This window comes from Janthinobacterium sp. 67 (assembly GCF_002797895.1).
Taxonomy (GTDB): domain Bacteria; phylum Pseudomonadota; class Gammaproteobacteria; order Burkholderiales; family Burkholderiaceae_D; genus Janthinobacterium.
Map to the genome: position 1 here is coordinate 2,552,064 of NZ_PGES01000001.1, position 19,472 is coordinate 2,571,535.

The window sequence follows — 19,472 nt, forward strand, 5'->3', positions numbered from 1 at the left end:
AAATTCCGCCTGAACTGTGCGTTTTACAGACTGATACCCACAATTTCTCGATTAAGATGATTTGAGGCAATACCGCTGCGATGGTGCGAGTGTAGCAGGGCGCCGCCCTGTTGGTAAATCTCAAAACGCGCTTCCTGGTGCAAAGCTGATCCACAAGAGCTTTTCCGCCAGGAAATAAGTGTTCCTGCTGTTGTATTTTGAAATACTACCATTGGCGTGCGTGCAAGACCACGCGCCGCGCAAGAAATCCTGCTTCCGGGAACCGGTACAACAGCGCCGTGCGGACATCGTTGCAGCTAAACACGATCTTTCTGCCAATGTTGTCTATACTGAAGGTGCAGTTGTGTTGATAATTATCAAGTCTTTACATGAATACAATGCTGCCGCCGCGTCTACAATAAGAGGCGTTGCGGGCGCTCAGTCACCGTCAAAGGATCTGCCATGTATAAGAAAATTCTGATCGCCACGGACGGCTCCACCGTCTCCAACTTGACGGCCTGTGCCGGCGTTGCCTTTGCCGAACAAATGCACGCCGACATCCTTGCCGTGTACGTCGCACCCGAATACCAGTACCCGGTATACATCGAAATCATTCCGCCCAGCTATCCCAGCGAGGAGGAATACCGCATCGCCATGCGCAAGGCGGGCGCCGACCACTGGCAGCCCATCCTCGACGCGGCCGCCAAGCGGGGCCTGGAAGCGACGGGCCTGACGGCCTTTTCCGACAGCCCGGCCCTGAAAATCGTGGAAGTGGCGCAACTGCAGCATTGCGACCTGATTTTCATGGGCTCGCATGGCCGCAGCGGCTGGGGACAACTGCTGCTCGGCAGCGTGACCAACAAGGTACTGTCGCACTCGAAATTGCCGGTGCTCGTGCATAGGCTGATCAAGGAACCCCCATCGAAATAAGGGGGTACATGCCACAGGGCCGCCGCTGCCGGCAGCTGCATTAAACGGCAAACGTGCGGCCATTTCAGTTAAAATGACAACGTTTTTCGCCTCTCAACATTTGATAGTCCGGTGACGGACACCCCTGCAGATTGCACGCCTATGATACGTATTGTGATTGCCGACGACCACACCATCATGCGAGAAGGATTGAAGCGCATCCTTGACGGCGCGCCGGACATCGATATCGTGGGTGAGGCCATCGACGGCTTCGAGGTGCTCAATCACGTGCGCCAGGGCGGCTTCGACCTGCTGCTGCTCGACCTGTCGATGCCGGGCCGCAGCGGCGTCGACCTGATCCGGCAAATTCTCAGCGAAGCACCCAAGCTGGCCATCCTGATCCTTACCATGCACGAGGAAGAACAATATGCGGTGCGCGCCATCCGCGCCGGCGCGCAAGGCTATCTGACCAAGGAAAGCGCGGGCACCCAGCTCGTGGGCGCCATCCACAAGGTGGCGTCGGGGCGTCCCTACATCAGCGCCGAAGTGGCGGAGCAGCTCGTGCTCAACATCATGATGCCGAATGAAAGCTTGCTGCACAAACAGCTGTCGGACCGCGAGTTCGAAGTCTTTTCCCTGCTGGTGGCGGGCAAGTCGATCACGGAAATCGCCAACAACCTGCACCTGAGCGTCAAGACGGTGAGTACACACAAGACGCGCATCATGCAAAAGATGGGCATGAGTTCGCTGTCGGAAATGGTGCAGTACGCCGTTGCGCACCGCCTCTTATCCCCCTTCAAGACTTGAGCACGGCGGCGCGCGCCCGCGCATCGACCGTAGGAACAATCCTACTTCACCTACCGCAGCTCCTACTGCCATATTCAGCCACTGCTGATATTAATTGGATACGGTTGTTGGCATACTGAAACCAGTAATCAAGTTGCTGGGAAGTTATTTCATCACACAGCAAGTCGTCAGCGAATCGAGCTTTACCTGCCTGGACGCGCGCCGCCCCTTCCCTGCCCGCCGTCCTGCACACCCCGTCATTCAACTCTGAACTACCTGTCACCAGGAGATGAACATGCTGTCCACGCAAACGCCCGAAACCCGCGCTGCCGCCCCATCGCTGGCCCCCTCCTCCTCGATGGAAGCAGGGCGCCAGCGCCAGGGGCGGCTCTGGTCGAACCTGAAGGAGGTGTGCGACCTGCTGCATATCTCCAGCGCCTGCACCATCGCCGCCGACGAACTGCTGTTCCAGCACGTGCAATTCAAGACGGGCCAGCGCGTGCACACCATCGGCCAGCCGTTCGACACCCTGTACATCGTCAATTCCGGCTTCCTGAAAACCGTGCTCATCGATGAATTCGGCAATGAACAGGTATTAAGTTTTCCCATGAAGGGCGACATGCTGGGCGTCGACGGCATCCACTCGCGCCATTACTCCTCGGAAGCGGTGGCGCTGTCCGACTGCGACCTGATCCTGCTGCCGTTCAAGAAATTGACGGCGCTGGGACGCGTGCACCTGGAACTGGAAAACGTCATGTACGGCGTGATGAGCCGCGAACTGGTGCGCGAACAGGCAATGATCGGCATGCTGGGCGCCTTGAGCGCCGAAGCCCGCGTGGCGCGCTTCCTCGTCTCGCTGGCCGACCGCTTCGCGCAGATGGGCTACTCGAGCAAGCTGTTCAACCTGCGCATGACGCGCCATGAAATCGGCAGCTATCTGGGACTGACCCTGGAAACGGTGAGCCGCACCTTGTCCGCCTTCAATGAAATCGGCCTGATCACGGTTGACCAGCGCACCATCGGCATCAAGGATCCGGACGCCCTGAAAACCCTGCGCCGCCTGCCGCCCTCGCGCTCGCGCGCCAAGCAGCTGGCCGCCGCCAAGCTCAAGGCCGACACCACGGCGGCGGCCACCGCCTCGGCGCAATTGCTGGCCACTATTTAAGTCACCCCGCTTTCTTCCAGCTTGGCACAGGCTTGACCCGGCAAGGCGCGCACCGCCTTGCCGGGTCTTTTTTGCTGCCGCCTCCCCCTCCGTGCCGCGCCAGCGGCCGCCTTTGTACGACCTCCTCGTCGAAGGTGCCGTGCCGTCATAAAAAAGCGCGGATTCCCTACAAATAAACCTTGCTTTTCGGGCCACATTCAACAATAATGCAAATACGAATCATTCTCAACTGAGATAAAGAAAGCCCAACATGCAAAGCTCAAAACCAGCCTTGATCCAGGATGCCGCTACCGCCCACGTCCGTCCTCCCGTCAGCATGGCCCAGCCTGCGCGCCGCATCACCAGCGAAGCGCTGCTGCAGCAGGGCCGCGAAGTGGAGATTGAGCACAGCGGCAAGATCTATCGCCTGCGCGTCACCCAATTGAACAAGCTGATCCTGACTGCCTGAAGCAGCACGGCAGCCAGTCACCACACTCGCCAGCCAGTCGCGCCCCGTGCGCGCAGCCAGCCAAACCACCGCACAGGAGTGTTTGATGGCGCACGACCGACCTTCCCCGATGTTTCCTTCCCCGCAAGACCAACAGCCTGAATTGCTGCTGTCGGCCGTGCTGCACCTGATGTCGCACTACCATGCGGGCAGTCCGTGCGAGAAACTGGCCGGTGTCATCGAACGCCATCTGCAAGCGCTGGCCGGCTCGCCCGGCCTGAGCCCCGTGCTGCAAGCGACTTGCCAGCAACTGTCGCAGCAATGGGCCGCCCTCGTGGCACTGCACCAGCCCACGCCGCCGAAGACCACCTTGCTGGAGCGCCTGGCACGCATGCTGAGCGCCAAACGCCCTGCCTCGCCCCTGCCGCAATAATTCCTCTTCAACCTCCCCGCCGCCCAACAGGATACCGCCATGTGTGACAAAGATCAGTCCCTGCCCGTCATCAGCAATTGCGCCCACGCCGGCACGGAAACGGCGGCGCTCGCTTCGCGCCGCCGCCGGCTGTGGGAACTGTCGCACACCTGCCATTGTCCGCTGGTCGGTGTGGGCTTGCCATTGGGCTACCTGCGTAAACTGGTGGGCAAGATGACGGGCGGGCGCGTGCTGGCCGACGACTACGAAGTGCACGTGGGCGCCGTGACGGAATGCGGCGCGCGCAACCGCCTGTCCGAAGCGCTGCAAAAGGAACTCGAACGCCGCTACGCTCCCGTGATCCTGCGCTTTCGCGGCGCCAAGACGACGGAACAGGTAGCGCAACTGTGGCGCACGGCCGTCGCCAACGGCGACGTGTCGGGCGCTTTCTGGGCCGGCCTGACGCACCCGCGCTGCGATGCCGAGCTGGAAGAGCAGATGTGCCGCGACTTGCACATGATCCAGCACCAGGCCGGCGCCTGCGTGCGCGCCGACATGGGCAAATTTACGGCCTTGCAGGAAGAAAACGCGCGCCTGACACACGAACTGGCCAAGCTGCAACAACGCAGCCAGGCAGCACTGATGGAAAAGACGGGCGAGCTGGAACGCCAGGAAGCCGTGCTGCTGCGCACGCGTGCCGAGGCCATCGGCAAGGACAGCGTCATCGATGGCTTGCGCGCGGAACTGGCGCAATTGCAGGCCGCCATCCCCGCGCTGGAATCGCGCACGCGCCTGGTCGAGCGCCTGGCGCAAATGGACGAGCGCGAAAAGGAATTGCGCCAGCAAATCGCGGAATTGAAACAGGCCCAGCCGCGCCCGGCCGCTGTCGCGCCGCCACCGGCGCCGAAGCTGGAAGTGCCGACGGGCGGCAAGCTGAAGATGCCGATCCGCCTCGTCGATCAAAGCGTCTTGTGCGTGGGCGGACGCAGCGGCAATGTCGCCACTTACCGCGCCCTGATCGAGCGGGTCGGCGCGCAGTTCGCCCACCACGACGGCGGCCTGGAAGACAATGCCAACCTGCTCGACTCGAGCCTGGCTGCGGCCGACCTGGTGATTTGCCAGACGGGCTGCATCAGCCACAGCGCCTACTGGCGCGTGAAGGATTATTGCAAGCGCACGGGCAAGCGCTGCGTCTTCATCGACAACCCCAGCATCTCGAGCCTGGCGCGCGGCTTGCAGGAAGTGAGCGGGGAAATGGAAGCGGCACCGCAGGCCGCCACCCTGCCCTAAGCAGCCCCTTCCTGACTAATACACGTCGCGCCGGTAGCGCCCTTCGGCTGCCAGCGCGTCGAGTGCGGACCGGCCCAGTATCTCTTGCAGCGCCTGGTCGACGCCGCCTGCCATGCCGGCCAGGCTGCCGCAAATATAGATGGCCGCGCCTTGTTCCAGCCACAGCTTGACTTCATCGGCATTGCCGCGCAGACGGTCCTGCACGTAGGTCCGCTCAGCCTGGTCGCGCGAAAACGCCAGGTCCAGACGCGGCAGGTCGCCGCTGGCGTGCCAGCCTTCAATCTCGTCGCGATAATGGAAATCGTGGGCCACATTGCGTTCGCCAAAGATCAGCCAGTTGCGCCGCTGCCCTGCCAGCACGCGGCTTTTCAAATGCCCGCGCAAGCCGGCGATGCCGCTGCCGTTGCCGATCAAAATCAATGGCCGCTGGGCATTGTCTTCCAGACGGAAACGCCGGTGCTGGCGCAAGCGCAGCTGCACCACGTCGCCCACCTTGGCCTGCGCCGTGAGCCAGCCCGAGGCCAGGCCCAGGCTGCCATCGGGATGCGCATGCTGGCGTACCAGCAAGTGCACGCCGCCATCGCGCGGGATCGAGGCGATCGAATATTCGCGCGGCTGCGACGGGTCGGCGGGCGCCGTCACCTGCACCAGGTCGCCCGACTGCCACTCCGGCAAGCTGCCGGCCACGGGCGCCAGTTCCACGTGATAGATGGCGCCGCCGGCGCTGCCGGGATTCAACAGGCGCCGCTGCGTCAGCCGCCAGTCGCCAAACGCGGGCGCGCTCCAGTCGGGTGCGTCGCTGGTGCCGGCCAGGTGGCTCAGGTGCTGGAACCATTGCTCGATGGCGGCGCTGGCGCTGCGGTCCACTTCGATGCGCTCGAACAGGCGCGACGCGCCCTGCGCCGCCAGCCAGGCGTCGAGCGCGCGGCCGAAGCCGCAGAACTGGCCATAGCTGCGGTCGCCCAGGGCCAGCACGGCATAATGCAATTGCGACAGCGCAATCTCGCCCGTCATCAAGCGGCCCATGAAGGCGGCCGCATTGTCGGGCGCGTCGCCTTCGCCATACGTGCTGACCAGGAACAGGGCCCGCTCGGCCTGCTGCAGGTCGATGGCCGTCACTTCGGCCAGCGCGCACAGGCGCACGGGGATGCCGGCCAGCTGCAGGCTGTGCGCCGTTTGCGTGGCCAGTTCCTCGGCATTGCCCGTCTGGCTCGCATACGCCACCAGCCAGGCGGGACTGTTGGCCAGCGCCGCCTTGGCCGCATCGGACGTGCGGCGCTTGGCGCGCGCGCGCAGCCAGGGCGCCAGGCACACGCCCGCATAACTGAGGGACAGGGCGGCCAGCAAGGCCAGCCGCGTCGTATCGTGCGTAAAAATCATGGAATTAATCGTTCATTCGTCGAGCATGGCCAGCATGTGGCTGCTCAGCGTTTCATGGTAGCCGTGGCCGTCGCGCTGCAGGAAGCGCGCGGCCAGGCCCTGCTCTTCGGCCAGCGCCATGCCGGCCTCGGCACCCAGCACGGTCAGGGCCGTCGACCAGGCGTCGGCCGCCATGCATTGCTCGTGCACGACGGTGACGGAAGCGAGTTGATTGGCGATCGGCATGCCGCTGCGCGGATCGATCGTGTGTGAGAAACGCACCGTGCCGTCCTCGAAGAAACGCCGGTAGTCGCCCGACGTCGCCACGGACAAGCCGTGCAGCGCCAGCAGCATTTCCGCCGGATGCCGCGCATCATCGGCACTATCGGCGCCATCGACCTGTTCCAGCATGACCCACCACGGCTGGCCGTCGGGCTTGCTGCCGGCGCCGCGCAGCTCGCCGCCCACTTCGACCAGGTAATGCTGGATGCCCTGGCTGTCCAGGTAGCGGGCCAGGCGGTCCACGCCATAGCCCTTGGCGACGGCGGACAGATCCAGCTGCAAGCCGCCCGGCTGGCGTGCGCGGCGGGCCGGCAAGTCCAGTTCCAGGCGGCGGCGCTGGCGCTGCGCCAGCAACAGGGCCACGGTGTCGTGCTTGGGCGGAAGAAAACCGGGCTCGTCATAACGCTTGCGGGGACCAAAGCCCCACAGGTTGACAAGCGCGCCCGCGCACGGGTCGTACGCGCCGCCCGATGCTTGCGACACGTGCATGGCAAAGCCCAGCACCTCGCAAAATGCGGCGGGCAGGCTGTGCCAGCTGCCCGGCTCGGCCCGGTTGTAGCGGCCCAGGTCGGACTCGTCGCTCCAGTGGCTCATTTGCGCCACCACCAGGTCCAGCTGCTGCTGCAAGCCCTGCTGCAAGTCGGCGCTGCCCGCGCGTCCCGGCATGGCGGACTCGAGCAGGCGCACCGACCAGCTGGTGCCCATCGACAAGCCACGCAAGTCCCGGATCACGGCGCCGGAGGGCGCGGCCTGATCGGAAATATGCTGCGGCAGCAGGACCCGGCGCATCGGCGCTCTCGTGACGATGCCGCCGCTTACTGCGGCAACACTTCCACGGTGGCCGCGTACGTCATGCGGCGCTCGGGCATCACCGGCGGCTGGCCAGCCACGGCCGGTGCGGCCGCTGGCCAGGTGCTGCTCAGGTAATACATGCCGGCCGCCGGCACCGTAAACGTGATCTCGCCCTTGGCATCCGTGCTCTGGCGAATTTCACCGAGCACGCCACGGTAGCGCACGCCGCCTGGCACGAGGCTGAACGCCTGGTTCGCCGCCGGCTTGCCGTCGACGAGGAAGCGCCACGTGGCCTTCTCGCCCGCGCGCAAGTCATTCGGATGCGTGACGGGCACGAATTCCAGGCCCACGCCGGTCGGCTTGAACACTTCCGTGCTCGTTTCGCCATTGCTGAAGAAGGTTTCCAGTCGCGCTGCCGTGCGCGTGATTTTCAGCTCTTGCGCGTCGGCCGGCACTTCCTTCCTGAACGTCTCTTCGTTGCCACGGAAACGCTTCTGCTCGCCATTGAGCTTGTAGCTGCCCATGACGTTTTGCGACACGATGGCTGCCTTGTACGTGCCCGGCTTTTCCATTTTGACGTCGAAGACGCTGCGCAAACGGCCCGTAACCGTGTTCGCCGGCGTGACTTTCGCGCCGTCCGGACCGATCACCTGCAGCGCGTCCAGGCGCAGCGGCTGGTGGTCGATCTCGAACAGGCCGTCGGACACGGCCGCATCGACCGTCACCCAGGCGTCCTTGCTTTCCACCATCGTGCTCGATGGCACCATCCAGCCGCGGTGGGCGTGGGCGTTCATGGCCAGGCCGGCCAGGGCCACGGCGATCAGGGATTTGTTGAATTGCTTGAACATGATGTGCGCCTTATGGTTTGAGTTGGACGACGACATTGCCGAGTTCTTCCTTGCCCTTGCCAGGCACGGACTGGGCCGATTTCAGCGGCCACTGGAACGGCACGCGCACCAGTTCGCGTCCGCCCGCTTCGCGCGCCGCTTCCACCACCACCTGGTATTCGCCGGCCGGCAGCTTGTCGAGCAAGGCCTTGGCGCCAGGGAAAGTCAGGGTATGTTCGCCGGGCGCGCGCGTGGCGCCGCTGACGCCGTCTACGGGCATGGCCAGGTCGCGGCCGCTCTTGCGCCACCATTGACGCATGTCCTTCAGCCATTTCTCGCCAGCCTTGTCCTTCTTTTTCACGTCATACAGCACGGCCAGGTTGCCAACGACCTTCTGGTCCGCCGTTTCCAGCCACGCCGCCACGTAAGGACGGTGGTATTCCGCCACGTTCAATTGCGGCAGTTCAATCTTGAGGGACAGGTCGGCAGCCATCGCCGACGTACCGATCAGGGGAAGGCCAAGCGCCAGGGAGTAGCGTAATTTCATGGTGTGCCTGTAAAAAGGAAAAAACATCAGTGGATAAACAGCAAGGCGATCGCGCAAGGTATCAGGATACCGAGGCCCACCATCGGCCAGGTAAATGGCCGGTTGGCCGCATGGAACTTCAAAATCAATAGCCCCGTCAGGCAAAACACGATGCAGGCGCCAGCAAAGATATCGATGAACCAGCTCCAGGCCACGCCCGTGTTGCGGCCCTTGTGGACATCGTTGAGCCAGGACACCCAGCCCCGGTCCGTCAATTCATATTCGGCGGCCCCGTCTTCCAGGCCGATGCGCACCCAGGCGTCGCCCCCCGCCTTGGGCAGCGGCAAATACACTTCGTCGCTTGACCATTCGGCGGGACGCCCGCCCGCATTAAGCGACCACTGCTGCTGGAGCCAGGCTTCGGCGGCAGCCGGCATGGGCGCATTGGCGCCATCGTGCCTGGCGGCATAGGCGGCCAGTTCCGTGACGAGGGGCGCCGGCAGCTCGGCCTTCTGGCGCGTGATCGCCGGCTTCGCTTCGATCTGGCCGGCGTGGTTGAGGGTGATGCCCGTAATGGCGAACAGAAACATGCCCAGCAGGCAAAGCGCCGAGCTGATCCAGTGCCATTGGTGCAGATTCTTCAGCCAGACGGCGCGGCTGGCATTGTTCCTGGCCTTGTCGGCGGCGCCCGCACTATTCATGGTCCGCTTCCGGCAAGGAGCGGGCCAGGTGGCGCGACAAGTCAGTGTGCTTCATTCCCATCCTTCAATCAAAGTGTATGCTGATATTTTCAAACAAATGATAATGATTATCATTTATTAAGTCAAGACATGGGGCGCCCGCCGGGCCGGCGTTTTGTAACAGCTTTGAAACAAAGCTGGCCTGCTACGTAAGCTGCCGTACAGAACCGACTGCCACGCCCGCCTATGCTGTTGTTCAGGACAACCACCAAGGGAGCATCCCATGCAACAGTATTCCAGCGAACAACTGGCCAGCATCGCGGCCAAGATCAAGGACGTCAAATTCGGCATGCTGACCACGAGCGACGACATGCGCACGCTCACCAGCCGGCCGTTGACGCAGCAGCAGGTCGACAGCGAAGGGCAAATCTGGTTTTTTGTCTCGGACGATGCCGCCTACACGCGCGACTTGCCGAACAATCCGCAAGTCAACGTCAGCTTTGTCGACACGGGCGACAGCCTGTACGTCTCCGTCTGCGGCCATGCGCAGCTGCTGAAAGACCGCGCCAAGGCGGAGGAATTGTGGAACCCGCTGGTGAAAGCCTGGTTCCCGGGCGGACTCGACGATCCGAAGCTGTCGCTGATCAAGGTGACGATACAGTCGGCCGAATACTGGGATAGCAGCGCCAGCAAGATGATGCAATTCTATGAAATGGCCAAGGCCGCCATCACGGGCGAGCCGCCGAAGGATATGGGCGAACACGGCCGGGTCGATCTGTAGCAACACCAGCTTATTTTTAAGAAGGAGTGCGCATGCGGGAATGGCCAGCCGGCATGCGCGAACACATCTGCGGCTGGCCTTGCGGGGATGATCAGAAAGTCAGGATGGAAAGCTCACACGCCCGTAGTGCCCGTGGTGTCGGGCGCATCGTCGGCGCTCTGCCGGCTCTGGCCTGCGGCGCCGGACTGGTGATGGGGCAAGCGGTCGGCGCGCCGCACTTCGCCGATGGAAAACAGATCGTCGCCGATATCGAGGCCTTGCTCGCTATCGACCAGCACAAAGTTTTCGGCCGAGTCGGCCGTGCTTTGCTTGTTGCCTGCCATGGACGGCGCGCCACCCTGGCTATTGCCGGGCTGCGGCGTAGTGGAGTTGCCCATCATCTTCTCCCTGGTCGTGAGTACGTGAGTGCATGAGTAAATAAAAATTGACTGCGCGTTAAAAATTGACGGCGCGTGCGCCGTGGCCGGCGCTATTTCATCATAGTCCATGCCTGCTGCATTGCATCAAAAATTTGTGGTCGCCAGCGGTAGCCAAACAAGCGTGGCCCTGGCCAGCGGCGTGCCTGCTTGCCGCTGGCCAGGGCCATGCTAGTGCTTACCAGACACTACTTGTTGCGCGACCCCGAGCTGGAACCCGAACCGCCGCTTTGCTTGTTGCCACTGTCGCGGCCGCCATCCTGGTTCATGCTGGCATTGTCGCGCGAACCGCTGGAGCTGGAAGCGCTTTGCCGGTTGGCATCGTTCTTGTGGCTTTGGCTGCCTGCGCGGCGTGCCTCTTCCGACGTGAATTCATGGGCCGTGCCTTTTTCATGCGCGGCACGTCCGCCTTCGCTGGCGATTTCACGCTGCTGGGCGGGGTCCATGGAAGCGAAACCCCGTTTGCTGGTATCGCTTTGCTTGTTGCCGCCGCTACTGCTGCTACTGGTTTTATTACCTTGCTGTTTATTGTCGCTCGATGTGGCCATGATGATCTCCTTGATCGATGGAATCAGAAACAATGCAAAAAACAATGCAAACCATGCAAATCTTCCCCCTCGCATGGCAAGGGAACCGTCATCTTAGTGCGCGCATGGGCCACAAGAAATAGGAGGATGGCAAGAGCGCATGTAGGATGAGTCCCGCCTACGGTAGTGTAGTTACTTTTAGTTTTCCACCAAAAGTACCAGACACTCAGCAGTTTGCGGGCAGCGGGAAAATCGCCGCATCGGCCGTCACGTAGACGCGCTCGCCAACGCCCGGGCGCACCGCATGGCCCCCCGTGAAGGCGCCAAACGAAGGCAGGATGGCGCGCTCCTGGCCCAGCAGAAAACACGGCAGGCGCAAGCCGCCAATATCTCCGCGCAAGTGGAACACGGGATGCACGTGACCGGCCAGCACATAAGCGGGCGCCACGGTATCGGGATGATGGCAGAACGACAGCTTGCCCACCTGGTGCGGTTCATCGACCATGCGTATCTGCAGCGTGGCGGCCGGATCGCCCGCATGCGCATCGTGGTTGCCGCGCACCACCGTCAGGCGCAGGTCCCGATGGCGCGTGCGCCAGGCCAGCATGGCGGCCACGGTGGCGGGCGCATGCGCGGCGCGCGCGTGCAAAAAATCGCCGAGAAAGACGATTTCCTCGCAGGCGTAACTGGCCAGCAAGGCGTCGAGCGCCAGCAGGTTTTGCGTCGTGGTGCCGCGCGGCACGGGCACGCCCAGCGCGCGAAACGCGGCCGCCTTGCCAAAATGAATGTCGGCGATGACCAGCATCTTGCGCGCCGGCCAATAGATGGCCTTGTGCGCCAGCAACCAGACCATCTCGCCGGCCAGCTCCACCACGCAGTGCGCTTGCGAGCCGCTCATGCGGCTGCCTTTTCCAGCGCGCTGACCAGGCGCGCCACCCGGTCCGACAGCTTCTCCGTCGTCAGCTGTTCGCGGAAGCGCTCGACCATCAGGCCGAAGGCAAATGGCGAGGCCCGCTCCAGCGCTTGCAGGCTGATGCGCCGTCCATGCAGCTCGCGCAAGGTGGCGCGCAGGCGCGTCAATTCCAGTTCCTGTTCCAGCACTTCGCGCTGCGCCTGCGTGAGCAGCAGATTGGCCGCATCGTGCTTGCGGAACACTTCAAAGAACAGCGAAGACGACGCCTGCAACTGGCGCGCGCTTTTCGGCTGGCCCGGATAGCCCTGGAATACAAGGCCGGCGATGCGGGCGATTTCGCGGAAGCGCCGCTGCGACAGCTCCGTCGCATTCAGGCTGGCCAGCACGTCTTCGAGCAAGTTGTCCGTGCTGAACAGGGCAAGATCGGCGCCGCTGGCGCCCGTCAACAGCGGCGCAAAATCGATATCGTCCGCACCCAGCAATTCAAAGCCGTAATCGTTGACGGCGATCGACAAGGTTGCCGGCTGCACGCGCGCGATGCGGTAGGCCAGCAAGGACGCCAGGCCCAGGTGCACGGAGCGTCCCGCAAACGGATACACGAACAAATGATGGCCTTCGCGGCTGGAGAGGGTTTCGAGCAAGAGGGTCGCGCGCGTGGGCAGGCTCGACCATGCCTGCTGGATGGCCAGCAGCGGCGCCAGCGCGCGCATTTCCGGACCGCTGGTCTTGCCCTCCTGCGCCAGCTGCAACTGGTCCAGCACGGCATGCGCCAGTTCCGACGACAGCGGCATCTTGCCGCCCTGCCAGCGCGGCACGGCGCCGCGGCTGCCTATTGCGCGCCGCACATAGGCCGTCATCTCGTGCACGCGCACGAATTCCAGGATGCGCCCGCCAAACAGAAAATGGTCGCCCTGCTTCAGGCGCGCGATGAACGATTCCTCGATGCTGCCGATGCGCCCGCCACCGAGGAACTTGACCTGGATCGCCGCCTCCGACACGATGGTGCCGATGCTCATGCGGTGCCGCCGCGCCAGCGCCACGTCGGGCACGCGGTACACGCCTTCCTCGTCCGGCAGCACTCTCCGGTATTCCGGATACACGGTCAGGCTTTGCCCGCCGCGCGCGACGAAATCGAGCGCCCATTGCCACTCGTCCAAAGTCAGGTGGCGATACGACCAGGCCGCGCGCACTTCCGCGTACAGCTCCGGCGACGCAAAACCGCCGCCCAGCGCGATCGTCACCAGGTGCTGCACCAGCACGTCGAGCGGCTTGTCCGGCACGGGCCGCGCTTCCACGTGGCCCTGCGCCAAGGCAGCGCGGGCGGCGGCCGCTTCCAGCAATTCCAGGCTGTTGGTGGGCACCAGGGTCACGCGCGAAATGCGCCCCGGCGCGTGACCGCTGCGCCCGGCCCGCTGCACCAGGCGCGCGATGCCTTTCGCGCTGCCCACTTGCAGCACCCGCTCGACGGGCAGGAAATCGACGCCCAGGTCCAGGCTGGACGTGCACACGACGGCTTTCAGCTCGCCCGTTTTCAGGTGCTGCTCGACCCACTCGCGCACTTCGCGGTCCAGCGAACCGTGGTGCAGGGCGATCAGGCCCGCCCAGTCGGGCCGCGCATCGAGCAAATGCTGGTACCACAGCTCGGCTTGCGAACGCGTGTTGGTAAATACCAGGGTGGTGGCGCTACCCTCGATCTCGGCGATCAGGGGCTGCAGCATCTGGATGCCCAGGTGGCCGCCCCAGGGAAAGCGTGTGGGGTTGACGGGAATCAGGCTGTCGACGAGGATGCGCTTCTTGACTTTGCCTTCGACCAGCACGCCGGCGTTTTCCTCGCCCAGCAAGACGTCCTGCGCCTGCTGCAGATTGCCCAGGGTGGCCGACAGGCCCCACGTCATCAATGCGCCATGCCAGCGGCGCAAGCGGGCCAGCGCCAGCTGCACCTGCACGCCGCGCTTGCTGCCCATCAATTCATGCCACTCGTCGACGATCACGGTTTCCAGCAGGCCGAAACGTTCGCGGGCGTCCGCCTGGCTCAGCATCAAGGACAGGCTTTCCGGCGTCGTGACGAGCACATCGGGCCAGGCTTTCGCCTGCCGCGCCCGCTGCGCGGCGCTCGTGTCGCCCGTGCGCGCCTCGATGCGCCAGCCGGGCGCCAGTTCCGCGCCGGACGCCTGCAAGGCGCGCACCGTGTCGGCCGCCAGCGCCCGCATGGGCGTGATCCACAGCACGCGCAAGCCCTGCTTTCGTCCCTTGCGTTGTAGTCGCTCGGCGCGCAGCAAGGCGCCGAACCAGACGGCATACGTCTTGCCCGAGCCCGTGCTCGCATGCAGCAAACCCGATTGCCCCTGTGCGGCCGCGCGCCAGACGGCGCGCTGGAACGGGAACACGGCCCAGCCGCGCGCGGCAAACCAGGCATCGATGCGCTGCGCCAGCGCGCTTTTGCTCATGTGGCCTGGGCCAGCATGGCCTTCAGGGTGGCCAGGGTGTCCGCGTCGGCGACGGCCTTGTCGTCACGCCGGCGCAGGATGCGGGGAAAGCGCACGGCGATGCCCGCCTTGTGGCGGCTGGACGCGGCGATACCCTCGAAGCCGATCTCGAACACCATCGTCGGCTGGACGCTGCGCACGGGGCCGAATTTTTCTATCGTCGTCTTGCGGATGGCGGCGTCGACTTGCCCGATCTCCACATCCGTCAAGCCCGAATACGCCTTGGCGAACGGCACCAGCTTGCGCTCGCCTTCCGCTACGTCATCCCACACGGCAAACGTGTAATCCGTGTACAGCGACGCGCGCCGGCCGTGGCCCGCCTGGGCGTAGATCAGCACGGCGTCGATCGAATACGGGTCGATCTTCCACTTCCACCAGGTGCCCACGTCTTTCGTGCGGCCCACGCCATACGCGGCCGACTTGGCCTTGAGCATCATGCCTTCCACGCCGCGCGCCCGCGATTCGGCGCGGATGGCCGCCAGTGCCTCCCAGCTTGCCGCCGCTATGCGCGGCGACAAACGCAGCGCGTCAGAACCGATGCCGGCCACCACCGTTTCCAGCAGCGCGCGGCGCTCGAGCTGGGGCAGCTGGCGCACGTCCACGCCATCCATTTCCAGCACATCGTAGGCCACGAGCACGGCGGGCAGCCCGGCCAGCAGCTTGGGCGACACGCTCTTGCGGCCCATGCGCTGTTGCAAGTCAGCAAATGGCGCCGGCACGTCGCCCGGCTGCCAGACGAGGATTTCGCCATCGAGCACGGTGCCCTCGGGCAAAGCCAGCTGTGCCAGTTCGGGAAAGCGCTCCGTGATCAATTCCTCGCCGCGCGACCACAGCCAGTTCACGCCCTCGCGGCGCAGCAGCTGGGCACGCATGCCGTCGTATTTCCACTCGGCCAGCCAGTCGCCGATGTCACCGAGGCTCTGCGGCTCCGCCTGCAAGGGATGGGCGAGGAAAAACGGATACGGCTGGCCGCCGCGCAGCGCATGTTCGCCATCGGACTGCGCGGCGATCAGTTTGAGAAAGCCCGCGCCCGTGGGGCTGACCTTGCCATCGGTCCAGCCCATCAGGCGCTGGGCGATCAGCTTGCTGTCAACGGCGGCAATCGACGCCAGCGCGCGCGTCACCAGCAGTTTGGACACGCCCACGCGAAAGCCGCCGCCGATCAGTTTGATCAGCAGGAAGCGTTCGCGCGTTTCCAGCTCGTCCCAGTAGGCCAGCAAGTCGGCGCGGATGGTCTCGGGCGGCGCGCCGCGCAACGGTGCGATGCGCTGCTCGACCCACTCGGCCAGGCCGACGTCGCTGCGCCTGGCGGGCGCGGGCAGGATCAGGGCGATGGTTTCGGCTAGGTCGCCCACGGCGTGATAGGCCTCGTCGAACAGCCAGGCATCGAGGCCCGCCCGCTCGGTCGCGTACTCGCGTAGCAATTTGGTGGGCACGGCCTGGCGCGGCTTGCCGCCGGCCAGGAAATACACGGCCCAGGCCGCATTCTCGGGCGAGGCGCCGCGAAAATAGGCTTGCAGCGCCGCCAGCTTGCGGCTGGTGGAGGTGGTCTCGTCGAGTTCCGCGTACAGCCGGGCAAAGTCACGCATGGGCGGCGTCCTCCGCTGCCGTGGACGCACCGGGCACGCCGTCATCGGCCTCGTCGTCGCCATACTCCGTCTCGAAGCCGCCCGCCTGCCAGCCGTTCTGCTGCAGCCAGCGCACCATCACGGGAATCGAGCCGTGCGTGACGATGATGCGCTCGGCCTGCGTGGCCGTGATCGCTTGCATCAGGCCGGGCCAATCCGCATGGTCGGACAGGACGAAACCCCGGTCCACGCCGCGCCGCCGGCGCGCGCCGCGCAGCAGCATCCAGCCGCTGGCGAACGCATCGCTGTAGTCGCCGAAACGCTTCATCCACGGCGAACCGGCGGCCGACGGGGGCGCAATCACCATCGCCGTCTTCAGGGCCGCCTTGTCCGTCACGTCGCCCACCATCACGGTCGCGGGCAAGGCCACGCCCGATTCGCGGTAGACCTGCGTCAGCGCTTGCGCCGCGCCATGGCAGATGATGGGGCCGATGGAAGGGTCGAGCCCGGCCAGGATGCGCTGCGCCTTGCCGAAGGCATAGCAGAACAACACGCTGGTGCGCCCTTCGGCCGCATTCCTGCGCCACCACTGGTTGATGTCGTCATACACTTCCTGCGGCGCCTGCCAGCGGTAGATGGGCAGGCCGAACGTCGATTCCGTAATAAAAGTATCGCAGCGCACGGGCTCGAACGGTACGCAAGTGGGGTCGGGCTGTAGCTTGTAGTCGCCCGACGCCACCCACACTTCGCCACCGACTTCCATGCGCACCTGGGCCGAGCCCAGCACGTGGCCGGCCGGGTGCAGCGACACGCGCACGCCGTGGTGGTCGATGGACTCGCCATACGCGAGGCCCTGGATGGGCACGGCGCCCAGGCGCGCGCGCAATACTTGCTCGCCGGGCGCGGCGCACAGGTAATGCCGGTGGCCAACTCTTGCATGGTCGGCGTGCGCATGCGTGATGATGGCGCGCTCGACGGGGCGCCACGGGTCGATGTAAAACCGACCCGGCACACAGTACAAGCCTTCCTTGCGCACCACCACCATGTCTGCCATGCCCTGCCCCCTGCGTTAAAAAAGCGCGTTGGAATGGGCCGATTCTAGCGCGCTTGCGCCAGATCACTGTTCGGCAGCGCACCATGGCTTCACGAGGGGACGACGAACTCCGCCATGAAGGTGCGCGTGGTGTTTTCCGGAAAGGCAATGGTGATCTGGTCGCCAGCCACGGACAGCACGGTGCCGATCTGGTAGCGGGGCACGCGCACGCGGCTGCCGACGGCGATCTGGGGCGCCGGCGCTGGCGCAGGTACTTGAGCAGGCGCTGGCGGGAACTCGTCCAGGGAGATGGGTGCGGCCAGCGCGGGCGGCGACTGGCAATTGTCGCAGTTGCAGCAGCGCTCGAAATCGCCCGCATCGCCGAAGTAATCGAGCAGCAGTTTCCAGCGGCACAGGCCGCTTTGCGCGTACGCCACCATCTGCTCGAGCGCCTGCTTGTCGCGCTCCTGCTTGTCGACATAGATCTGCGCCAGCTGCGCATAGGAAGGCGTGGCGGGCGACGGCGCTGTCAAACGGTAGCCCAGCTTGCGGTCCTGGCGCAGCAGCTTGCCGTCTTTCAATAGTTTCAGACAGACCTTCAGGTGGCCGTCGGAAAACTCGGGCAGGTGCGCTGCCAGGGCAACGAACGCAAACGAAGCCGGCAAGTCTTGCGCGGCCGCCACGATGGTCGCCAGTTCTTCGGCCGTGGGATAGTGCTTGGCCAGGAAGAATTGCTGCACCCGCTTGTCTTCCTGAAAATACAGCAAGGTGCAGTCGGCGGGCAAGCCGTCACGCCCTGCCCGGCCCGATTCCTGGTAGTACGCTTCCAGGTTGGCCGGCACCTGCAAGTGGATGACGAAGCGCGTGTCGGGCTTGTCGATGCCCATGCCAAACGCGTTGGTGGCGACCATGATGCGGCGCTCGCCATTCATGAACAAGTCCTGGTTGTGCTTGCGCTCGCGCGCCGCCAGCTTGCCGTGGTAGCAGGTGGCGCTCTCGCCCAGTTCCCCCAGCCGCGCCGCCAGCTCTTCGACGGCCTTGACGGTGGCCGCATACACGATGCCCACGCCGGCTGTCTCGCGCAGCAGGCGCAGGACTTCGTCCTGCTTCTCTCCCGCATTCGTGACCTGGATCACGCGGTAGCGCAAATTGGCGCGGTAGATGCCCGTATTGATGACCTGCAACTTGCGCGCTTCCAGTTGCGTGTCGATATCGGCTATCACTTCCCCCGTGGCCGTGGCCGTCAGCGCCAGCACGGGCGGACGGCCCAGCACGCGCAGGGCGGCCGCGATTTCCAGGTAGGCGGGACGGAAGTCGTGGCCCCACTGGGAAATGCAATGGGCTTCATCGATGACGACCAGGCTGGGCGGCGCGCCGGCCAGCAGCGACAGGAAATCGGCGCTGGCCAGGCGTTCCGGCGTGCAAAAGATGATGAGCCTGCCGCCCTGGCCAATGCGGGCGATAGCGTCGTCCTCTTCGGCGCGCGACAGGCTGCTGTTGAGCTGCACGGCCGTGATGCCCAGTTCGTGCAGCTTTTCCAGCTGGTCCTTCATCAGCGAAATCAGCGGCGACACGACCACGGTGGCGCCCGGCAACAGCGCGGCGGGCAGCTGGTAGCACAGCGACTTGCCGCTGCCGGTGGGCATGATGGCCAGGGTATCGTGCCCGGCCAGCACGCTGTCGATGACGTCCTGCTGGCCCGCGCGCAGCCGCGCCACGCCAAAAACGGAGCGCAGCAGGCGCTGAATGTGTCGACCGGACTTGTTCGCAGTAGCCTGCATCATTGCCATCCCGAAAGTAAACCGCCATGCCGGCGCCCGTGCGCCTGGCTGCAGCTACTTTACGGCCGGGCCTGGCGCTCCGCCATAGGACGGGCGCCACAGCTGACGTAGGAATTCAGGAAGCAAAGAGGATGGCCCAGAACAGCATCAGCAAGCCGGCAATCGACACGCACCATACGAGCGTGCGCACGACGGGCACGCCAAACGCGTACAGGGGCAGATACAGCACGCGCGCGGCCAGGTAGAGGGCGGCGCCGTACAGGGTCAGCGCGCTTTCCTGCACCGTCACGTGGGCAATCAGCACGGCGGCGGCGAACAGGGGCAGGGTTTCAAACAGATTCGCCTGGGCCCGCCGCAAGCGGCCCGTGATCTTGCCCACGGGCGGCCCGTCGCCATCGCGCGCGCTCACGTTATAGGCCGTGCCCGTTTCGCGCGTGCGAAACAGCGCGGGCAGCAGGATTTGCACCAGCGCCAGCACGAGGGTACAGGCCAGCATCGTCAGTTCAGGAGTCATCCTTGCCTCTGCGTGTGAG

21 protein-coding genes are annotated in these 19,472 nt (G+C 64.6%); 8 read left to right on the forward strand and 13 right to left on the reverse strand.

Annotated elements, in window-relative coordinates:
* The first annotated feature begins 178 nt into the window (after positions 1-178).
* The 7 genes from CLU90_RS29285 (at position 179) to CLU90_RS11465 (ending at position 4,968) form a co-directional block, all read left to right on the forward strand.
* The gene (locus CLU90_RS29285) at positions 179-460 is read left to right on the forward strand and encodes a hypothetical protein (RefSeq protein ID WP_157808808.1); all 282 of its coding nucleotides are present in this window, start codon (positions 179-181) and stop codon (positions 458-460) included.
* Positions 442-909 carry a universal stress protein gene (locus CLU90_RS11440; protein ID WP_092710636.1) on the forward strand — a complete coding sequence of 156 codons (468 nt, stop codon included), beginning with the start codon at positions 442-444 and terminating at the stop codon, positions 907-909. The genes CLU90_RS29285 and CLU90_RS11440 overlap by 19 nt, the downstream gene beginning before the upstream one ends.
* Positions 910-1,050: 141 nt before the next feature.
* Positions 1,051-1,695, forward strand: a complete 645-nt coding sequence (locus CLU90_RS11445; RefSeq protein WP_100427962.1) for a response regulator — start codon at positions 1,051-1,053, stop codon at positions 1,693-1,695.
* Positions 1,696-2,032: 337 nt separating this feature from the next.
* Complete coding sequence (locus CLU90_RS11450) at positions 2,033-2,839, forward strand: Crp/Fnr family transcriptional regulator (protein WP_034783488.1); 807 nt, start codon at positions 2,033-2,035, stop codon at positions 2,837-2,839.
* A gap of 250 nt (positions 2,840-3,089) precedes the next feature.
* Entirely contained in the window at positions 3,090-3,287 is a 198-nt protein-coding gene (hemP, locus tag CLU90_RS11455) for a hemin uptake protein HemP (protein ID WP_034750559.1), read from the forward strand.
* Between the two features lie 85 nt (positions 3,288-3,372).
* A complete protein-coding gene (locus CLU90_RS11460) occupies positions 3,373-3,699 on the forward strand; it encodes a hypothetical protein (RefSeq protein ID WP_100427963.1) in 327 nt (108 codons plus the stop codon).
* A 39-nt stretch (positions 3,700-3,738) separates the two neighbouring features.
* Positions 3,739-4,968, forward strand: a complete 1,230-nt coding sequence (locus CLU90_RS11465; protein WP_100427964.1) for a DUF2325 domain-containing protein — start codon at positions 3,739-3,741, stop codon at positions 4,966-4,968.
* A 15-nt stretch (positions 4,969-4,983) separates the two neighbouring features.
* On the opposite strand, the gene CLU90_RS11470 is transcribed toward CLU90_RS11465, so the two are convergent.
* Genes CLU90_RS11470 through CLU90_RS11490 form a run of 5 tightly spaced genes read right to left on the reverse strand, consistent with a single transcriptional unit; the run spans position 4,984 to position 9,455 of the window.
* On the reverse strand, positions 4,984-6,348 hold the full coding sequence (locus tag CLU90_RS11470; RefSeq protein ID WP_100427965.1) for a sulfite reductase subunit alpha: 1,365 nt from the start codon (positions 6,346-6,348) through the stop codon (positions 4,984-4,986).
* A 12-nt stretch (positions 6,349-6,360) separates the two neighbouring features.
* On the reverse strand, positions 6,361-7,398 hold the full coding sequence (locus tag CLU90_RS11475) for an FAD:protein FMN transferase (protein WP_100427966.1): 1,038 nt from the start codon (positions 7,396-7,398) through the stop codon (positions 6,361-6,363).
* A gap of 26 nt (positions 7,399-7,424) precedes the next feature.
* Entirely contained in the window at positions 7,425-8,249 is an 825-nt protein-coding gene (locus tag CLU90_RS11480; protein ID WP_100427967.1) for a DUF4198 domain-containing protein, read from the reverse strand.
* A 10-nt stretch (positions 8,250-8,259) separates the two neighbouring features.
* Positions 8,260-8,775 carry a DUF2271 domain-containing protein gene (locus tag CLU90_RS11485; protein WP_070221103.1) on the reverse strand — a complete coding sequence of 172 codons (516 nt, stop codon included), beginning with the start codon at positions 8,773-8,775 and terminating at the stop codon, positions 8,260-8,262.
* A 26-nt stretch (positions 8,776-8,801) separates the two neighbouring features.
* Positions 8,802-9,455, reverse strand: a complete 654-nt coding sequence (locus tag CLU90_RS11490; RefSeq protein ID WP_100427968.1) for a PepSY-associated TM helix domain-containing protein — start codon at positions 9,453-9,455, stop codon at positions 8,802-8,804.
* A 262-nt stretch (positions 9,456-9,717) separates the two neighbouring features.
* Between CLU90_RS11490 and CLU90_RS11495 the strand changes: the two genes are divergently transcribed.
* Entirely contained in the window at positions 9,718-10,215 is a 498-nt protein-coding gene (locus CLU90_RS11495) for a pyridoxamine 5'-phosphate oxidase family protein (protein ID WP_034750577.1), read from the forward strand.
* Positions 10,216-10,328: 113 nt separating this feature from the next.
* On the opposite strand, the gene CLU90_RS11500 is transcribed toward CLU90_RS11495, so the two are convergent.
* From CLU90_RS11500 to CLU90_RS11535, 8 genes are all read right to left on the reverse strand, one after another.
* Positions 10,329-10,595: a hypothetical protein gene (locus CLU90_RS11500; RefSeq protein WP_034750581.1), complete on the reverse strand. Its 267-nt coding sequence runs from the start codon at positions 10,593-10,595 to the stop codon at positions 10,329-10,331.
* A gap of 224 nt (positions 10,596-10,819) precedes the next feature.
* The gene (locus CLU90_RS11505; protein ID WP_034750907.1) at positions 10,820-11,179 is read right to left on the reverse strand and encodes a KGG domain-containing protein; all 360 of its coding nucleotides are present in this window, start codon (positions 11,177-11,179) and stop codon (positions 10,820-10,822) included.
* A gap of 205 nt (positions 11,180-11,384) precedes the next feature.
* Positions 11,385-12,056: a ligase-associated DNA damage response endonuclease PdeM gene (gene pdeM / locus CLU90_RS11510; RefSeq protein WP_100427969.1), complete on the reverse strand. Its 672-nt coding sequence runs from the start codon at positions 12,054-12,056 to the stop codon at positions 11,385-11,387.
* Positions 12,053-14,518, reverse strand: coding sequence for a ligase-associated DNA damage response DEXH box helicase (locus CLU90_RS11515; protein WP_100427970.1), 2,466 nt, complete (start codon positions 14,516-14,518; stop codon positions 12,053-12,055). The genes pdeM and CLU90_RS11515 overlap by 4 nt, the downstream gene beginning before the upstream one ends.
* Complete coding sequence (locus CLU90_RS11520) at positions 14,515-16,146, reverse strand: ATP-dependent DNA ligase (RefSeq protein ID WP_100427971.1); 1,632 nt, start codon at positions 16,144-16,146, stop codon at positions 14,515-14,517. The genes CLU90_RS11515 and CLU90_RS11520 overlap by 4 nt, the downstream gene beginning before the upstream one ends.
* Positions 16,139-17,179 carry a ligase-associated DNA damage response exonuclease gene (locus CLU90_RS11525; protein ID WP_100427972.1) on the reverse strand — a complete coding sequence of 347 codons (1,041 nt, stop codon included), beginning with the start codon at positions 17,177-17,179 and terminating at the stop codon, positions 16,139-16,141. The genes CLU90_RS11520 and CLU90_RS11525 overlap by 8 nt, the downstream gene beginning before the upstream one ends.
* Before the next feature lie 89 nt (positions 17,180-17,268).
* Positions 17,269-18,939, reverse strand: coding sequence for a RecQ family ATP-dependent DNA helicase (locus CLU90_RS11530; protein ID WP_100427973.1), 1,671 nt, complete (start codon positions 18,937-18,939; stop codon positions 17,269-17,271).
* Positions 18,940-19,054: 115 nt separating this feature from the next.
* A complete protein-coding gene (locus CLU90_RS11535; RefSeq protein ID WP_100427974.1) occupies positions 19,055-19,453 on the reverse strand; it encodes an MAPEG family protein in 399 nt (132 codons plus the stop codon).
* Positions 19,454-19,472 lie beyond the last annotated feature (19 nt).

What these genes read in the sequence shown, in the direction of transcription:
- CLU90_RS11440 (WP_092710636.1), top strand. Translation starts at nt 442, where the DNA reads ATGTATAAGAAAATTCTGATCGCCACGGACGGCTCCACCGTCTCCAAC.
- CLU90_RS11445 (WP_100427962.1), top strand. Translation starts at nt 1,051, where the DNA reads ATGATACGTATTGTGATTGCCGACGACCACACCATCATGCGAGAAGGA.
- CLU90_RS11450 (WP_034783488.1), top strand. Translation starts at nt 2,033, where the DNA reads ATGGAAGCAGGGCGCCAGCGCCAGGGGCGGCTCTGGTCGAACCTGAAG.
- hemP (WP_034750559.1), top strand. Translation starts at nt 3,090, where the DNA reads ATGCAAAGCTCAAAACCAGCCTTGATCCAGGATGCCGCTACCGCCCAC.
- CLU90_RS11460 (WP_100427963.1), top strand. Translation starts at nt 3,373, where the DNA reads ATGGCGCACGACCGACCTTCCCCGATGTTTCCTTCCCCGCAAGACCAA.
- CLU90_RS11465 (WP_100427964.1), top strand. Translation starts at nt 3,739, where the DNA reads ATGTGTGACAAAGATCAGTCCCTGCCCGTCATCAGCAATTGCGCCCAC.
- CLU90_RS11470 (WP_100427965.1), bottom strand. Translation starts at nt 6,348, where the DNA reads ATGATTTTTACGCACGATACGACGCGGCTGGCCTTGCTGGCCGCCCTG.
- CLU90_RS11475 (WP_100427966.1), bottom strand. Translation starts at nt 7,398, where the DNA reads ATGCGCCGGGTCCTGCTGCCGCAGCATATTTCCGATCAGGCCGCGCCC.
- CLU90_RS11480 (WP_100427967.1), bottom strand. Translation starts at nt 8,249, where the DNA reads ATGTTCAAGCAATTCAACAAATCCCTGATCGCCGTGGCCCTGGCCGGC.
- CLU90_RS11485 (WP_070221103.1), bottom strand. Translation starts at nt 8,775, where the DNA reads ATGAAATTACGCTACTCCCTGGCGCTTGGCCTTCCCCTGATCGGTACG.
- CLU90_RS11490 (WP_100427968.1), bottom strand. Translation starts at nt 9,455, where the DNA reads ATGAATAGTGCGGGCGCCGCCGACAAGGCCAGGAACAATGCCAGCCGC.
- CLU90_RS11495 (WP_034750577.1), top strand. Translation starts at nt 9,718, where the DNA reads ATGCAACAGTATTCCAGCGAACAACTGGCCAGCATCGCGGCCAAGATC.
- CLU90_RS11500 (WP_034750581.1), bottom strand. Translation starts at nt 10,595, where the DNA reads ATGATGGGCAACTCCACTACGCCGCAGCCCGGCAATAGCCAGGGTGGC.
- CLU90_RS11505 (WP_034750907.1), bottom strand. Translation starts at nt 11,179, where the DNA reads ATGGCCACATCGAGCGACAATAAACAGCAAGGTAATAAAACCAGTAGC.
- pdeM (WP_100427969.1), bottom strand. Translation starts at nt 12,056, where the DNA reads ATGAGCGGCTCGCAAGCGCACTGCGTGGTGGAGCTGGCCGGCGAGATG.
- CLU90_RS11515 (WP_100427970.1), bottom strand. Translation starts at nt 14,518, where the DNA reads ATGAGCAAAAGCGCGCTGGCGCAGCGCATCGATGCCTGGTTTGCCGCG.
- CLU90_RS11520 (WP_100427971.1), bottom strand. Translation starts at nt 16,146, where the DNA reads ATGCGTGACTTTGCCCGGCTGTACGCGGAACTCGACGAGACCACCTCC.
- CLU90_RS11525 (WP_100427972.1), bottom strand. Translation starts at nt 17,179, where the DNA reads ATGGCAGACATGGTGGTGGTGCGCAAGGAAGGCTTGTACTGTGTGCCG.
- CLU90_RS11530 (WP_100427973.1), bottom strand. Translation starts at nt 18,939, where the DNA reads ATGCAGGCTACTGCGAACAAGTCCGGTCGACACATTCAGCGCCTGCTG.
- CLU90_RS11535 (WP_100427974.1), bottom strand. Translation starts at nt 19,453, where the DNA reads ATGACTCCTGAACTGACGATGCTGGCCTGTACCCTCGTGCTGGCGCTG.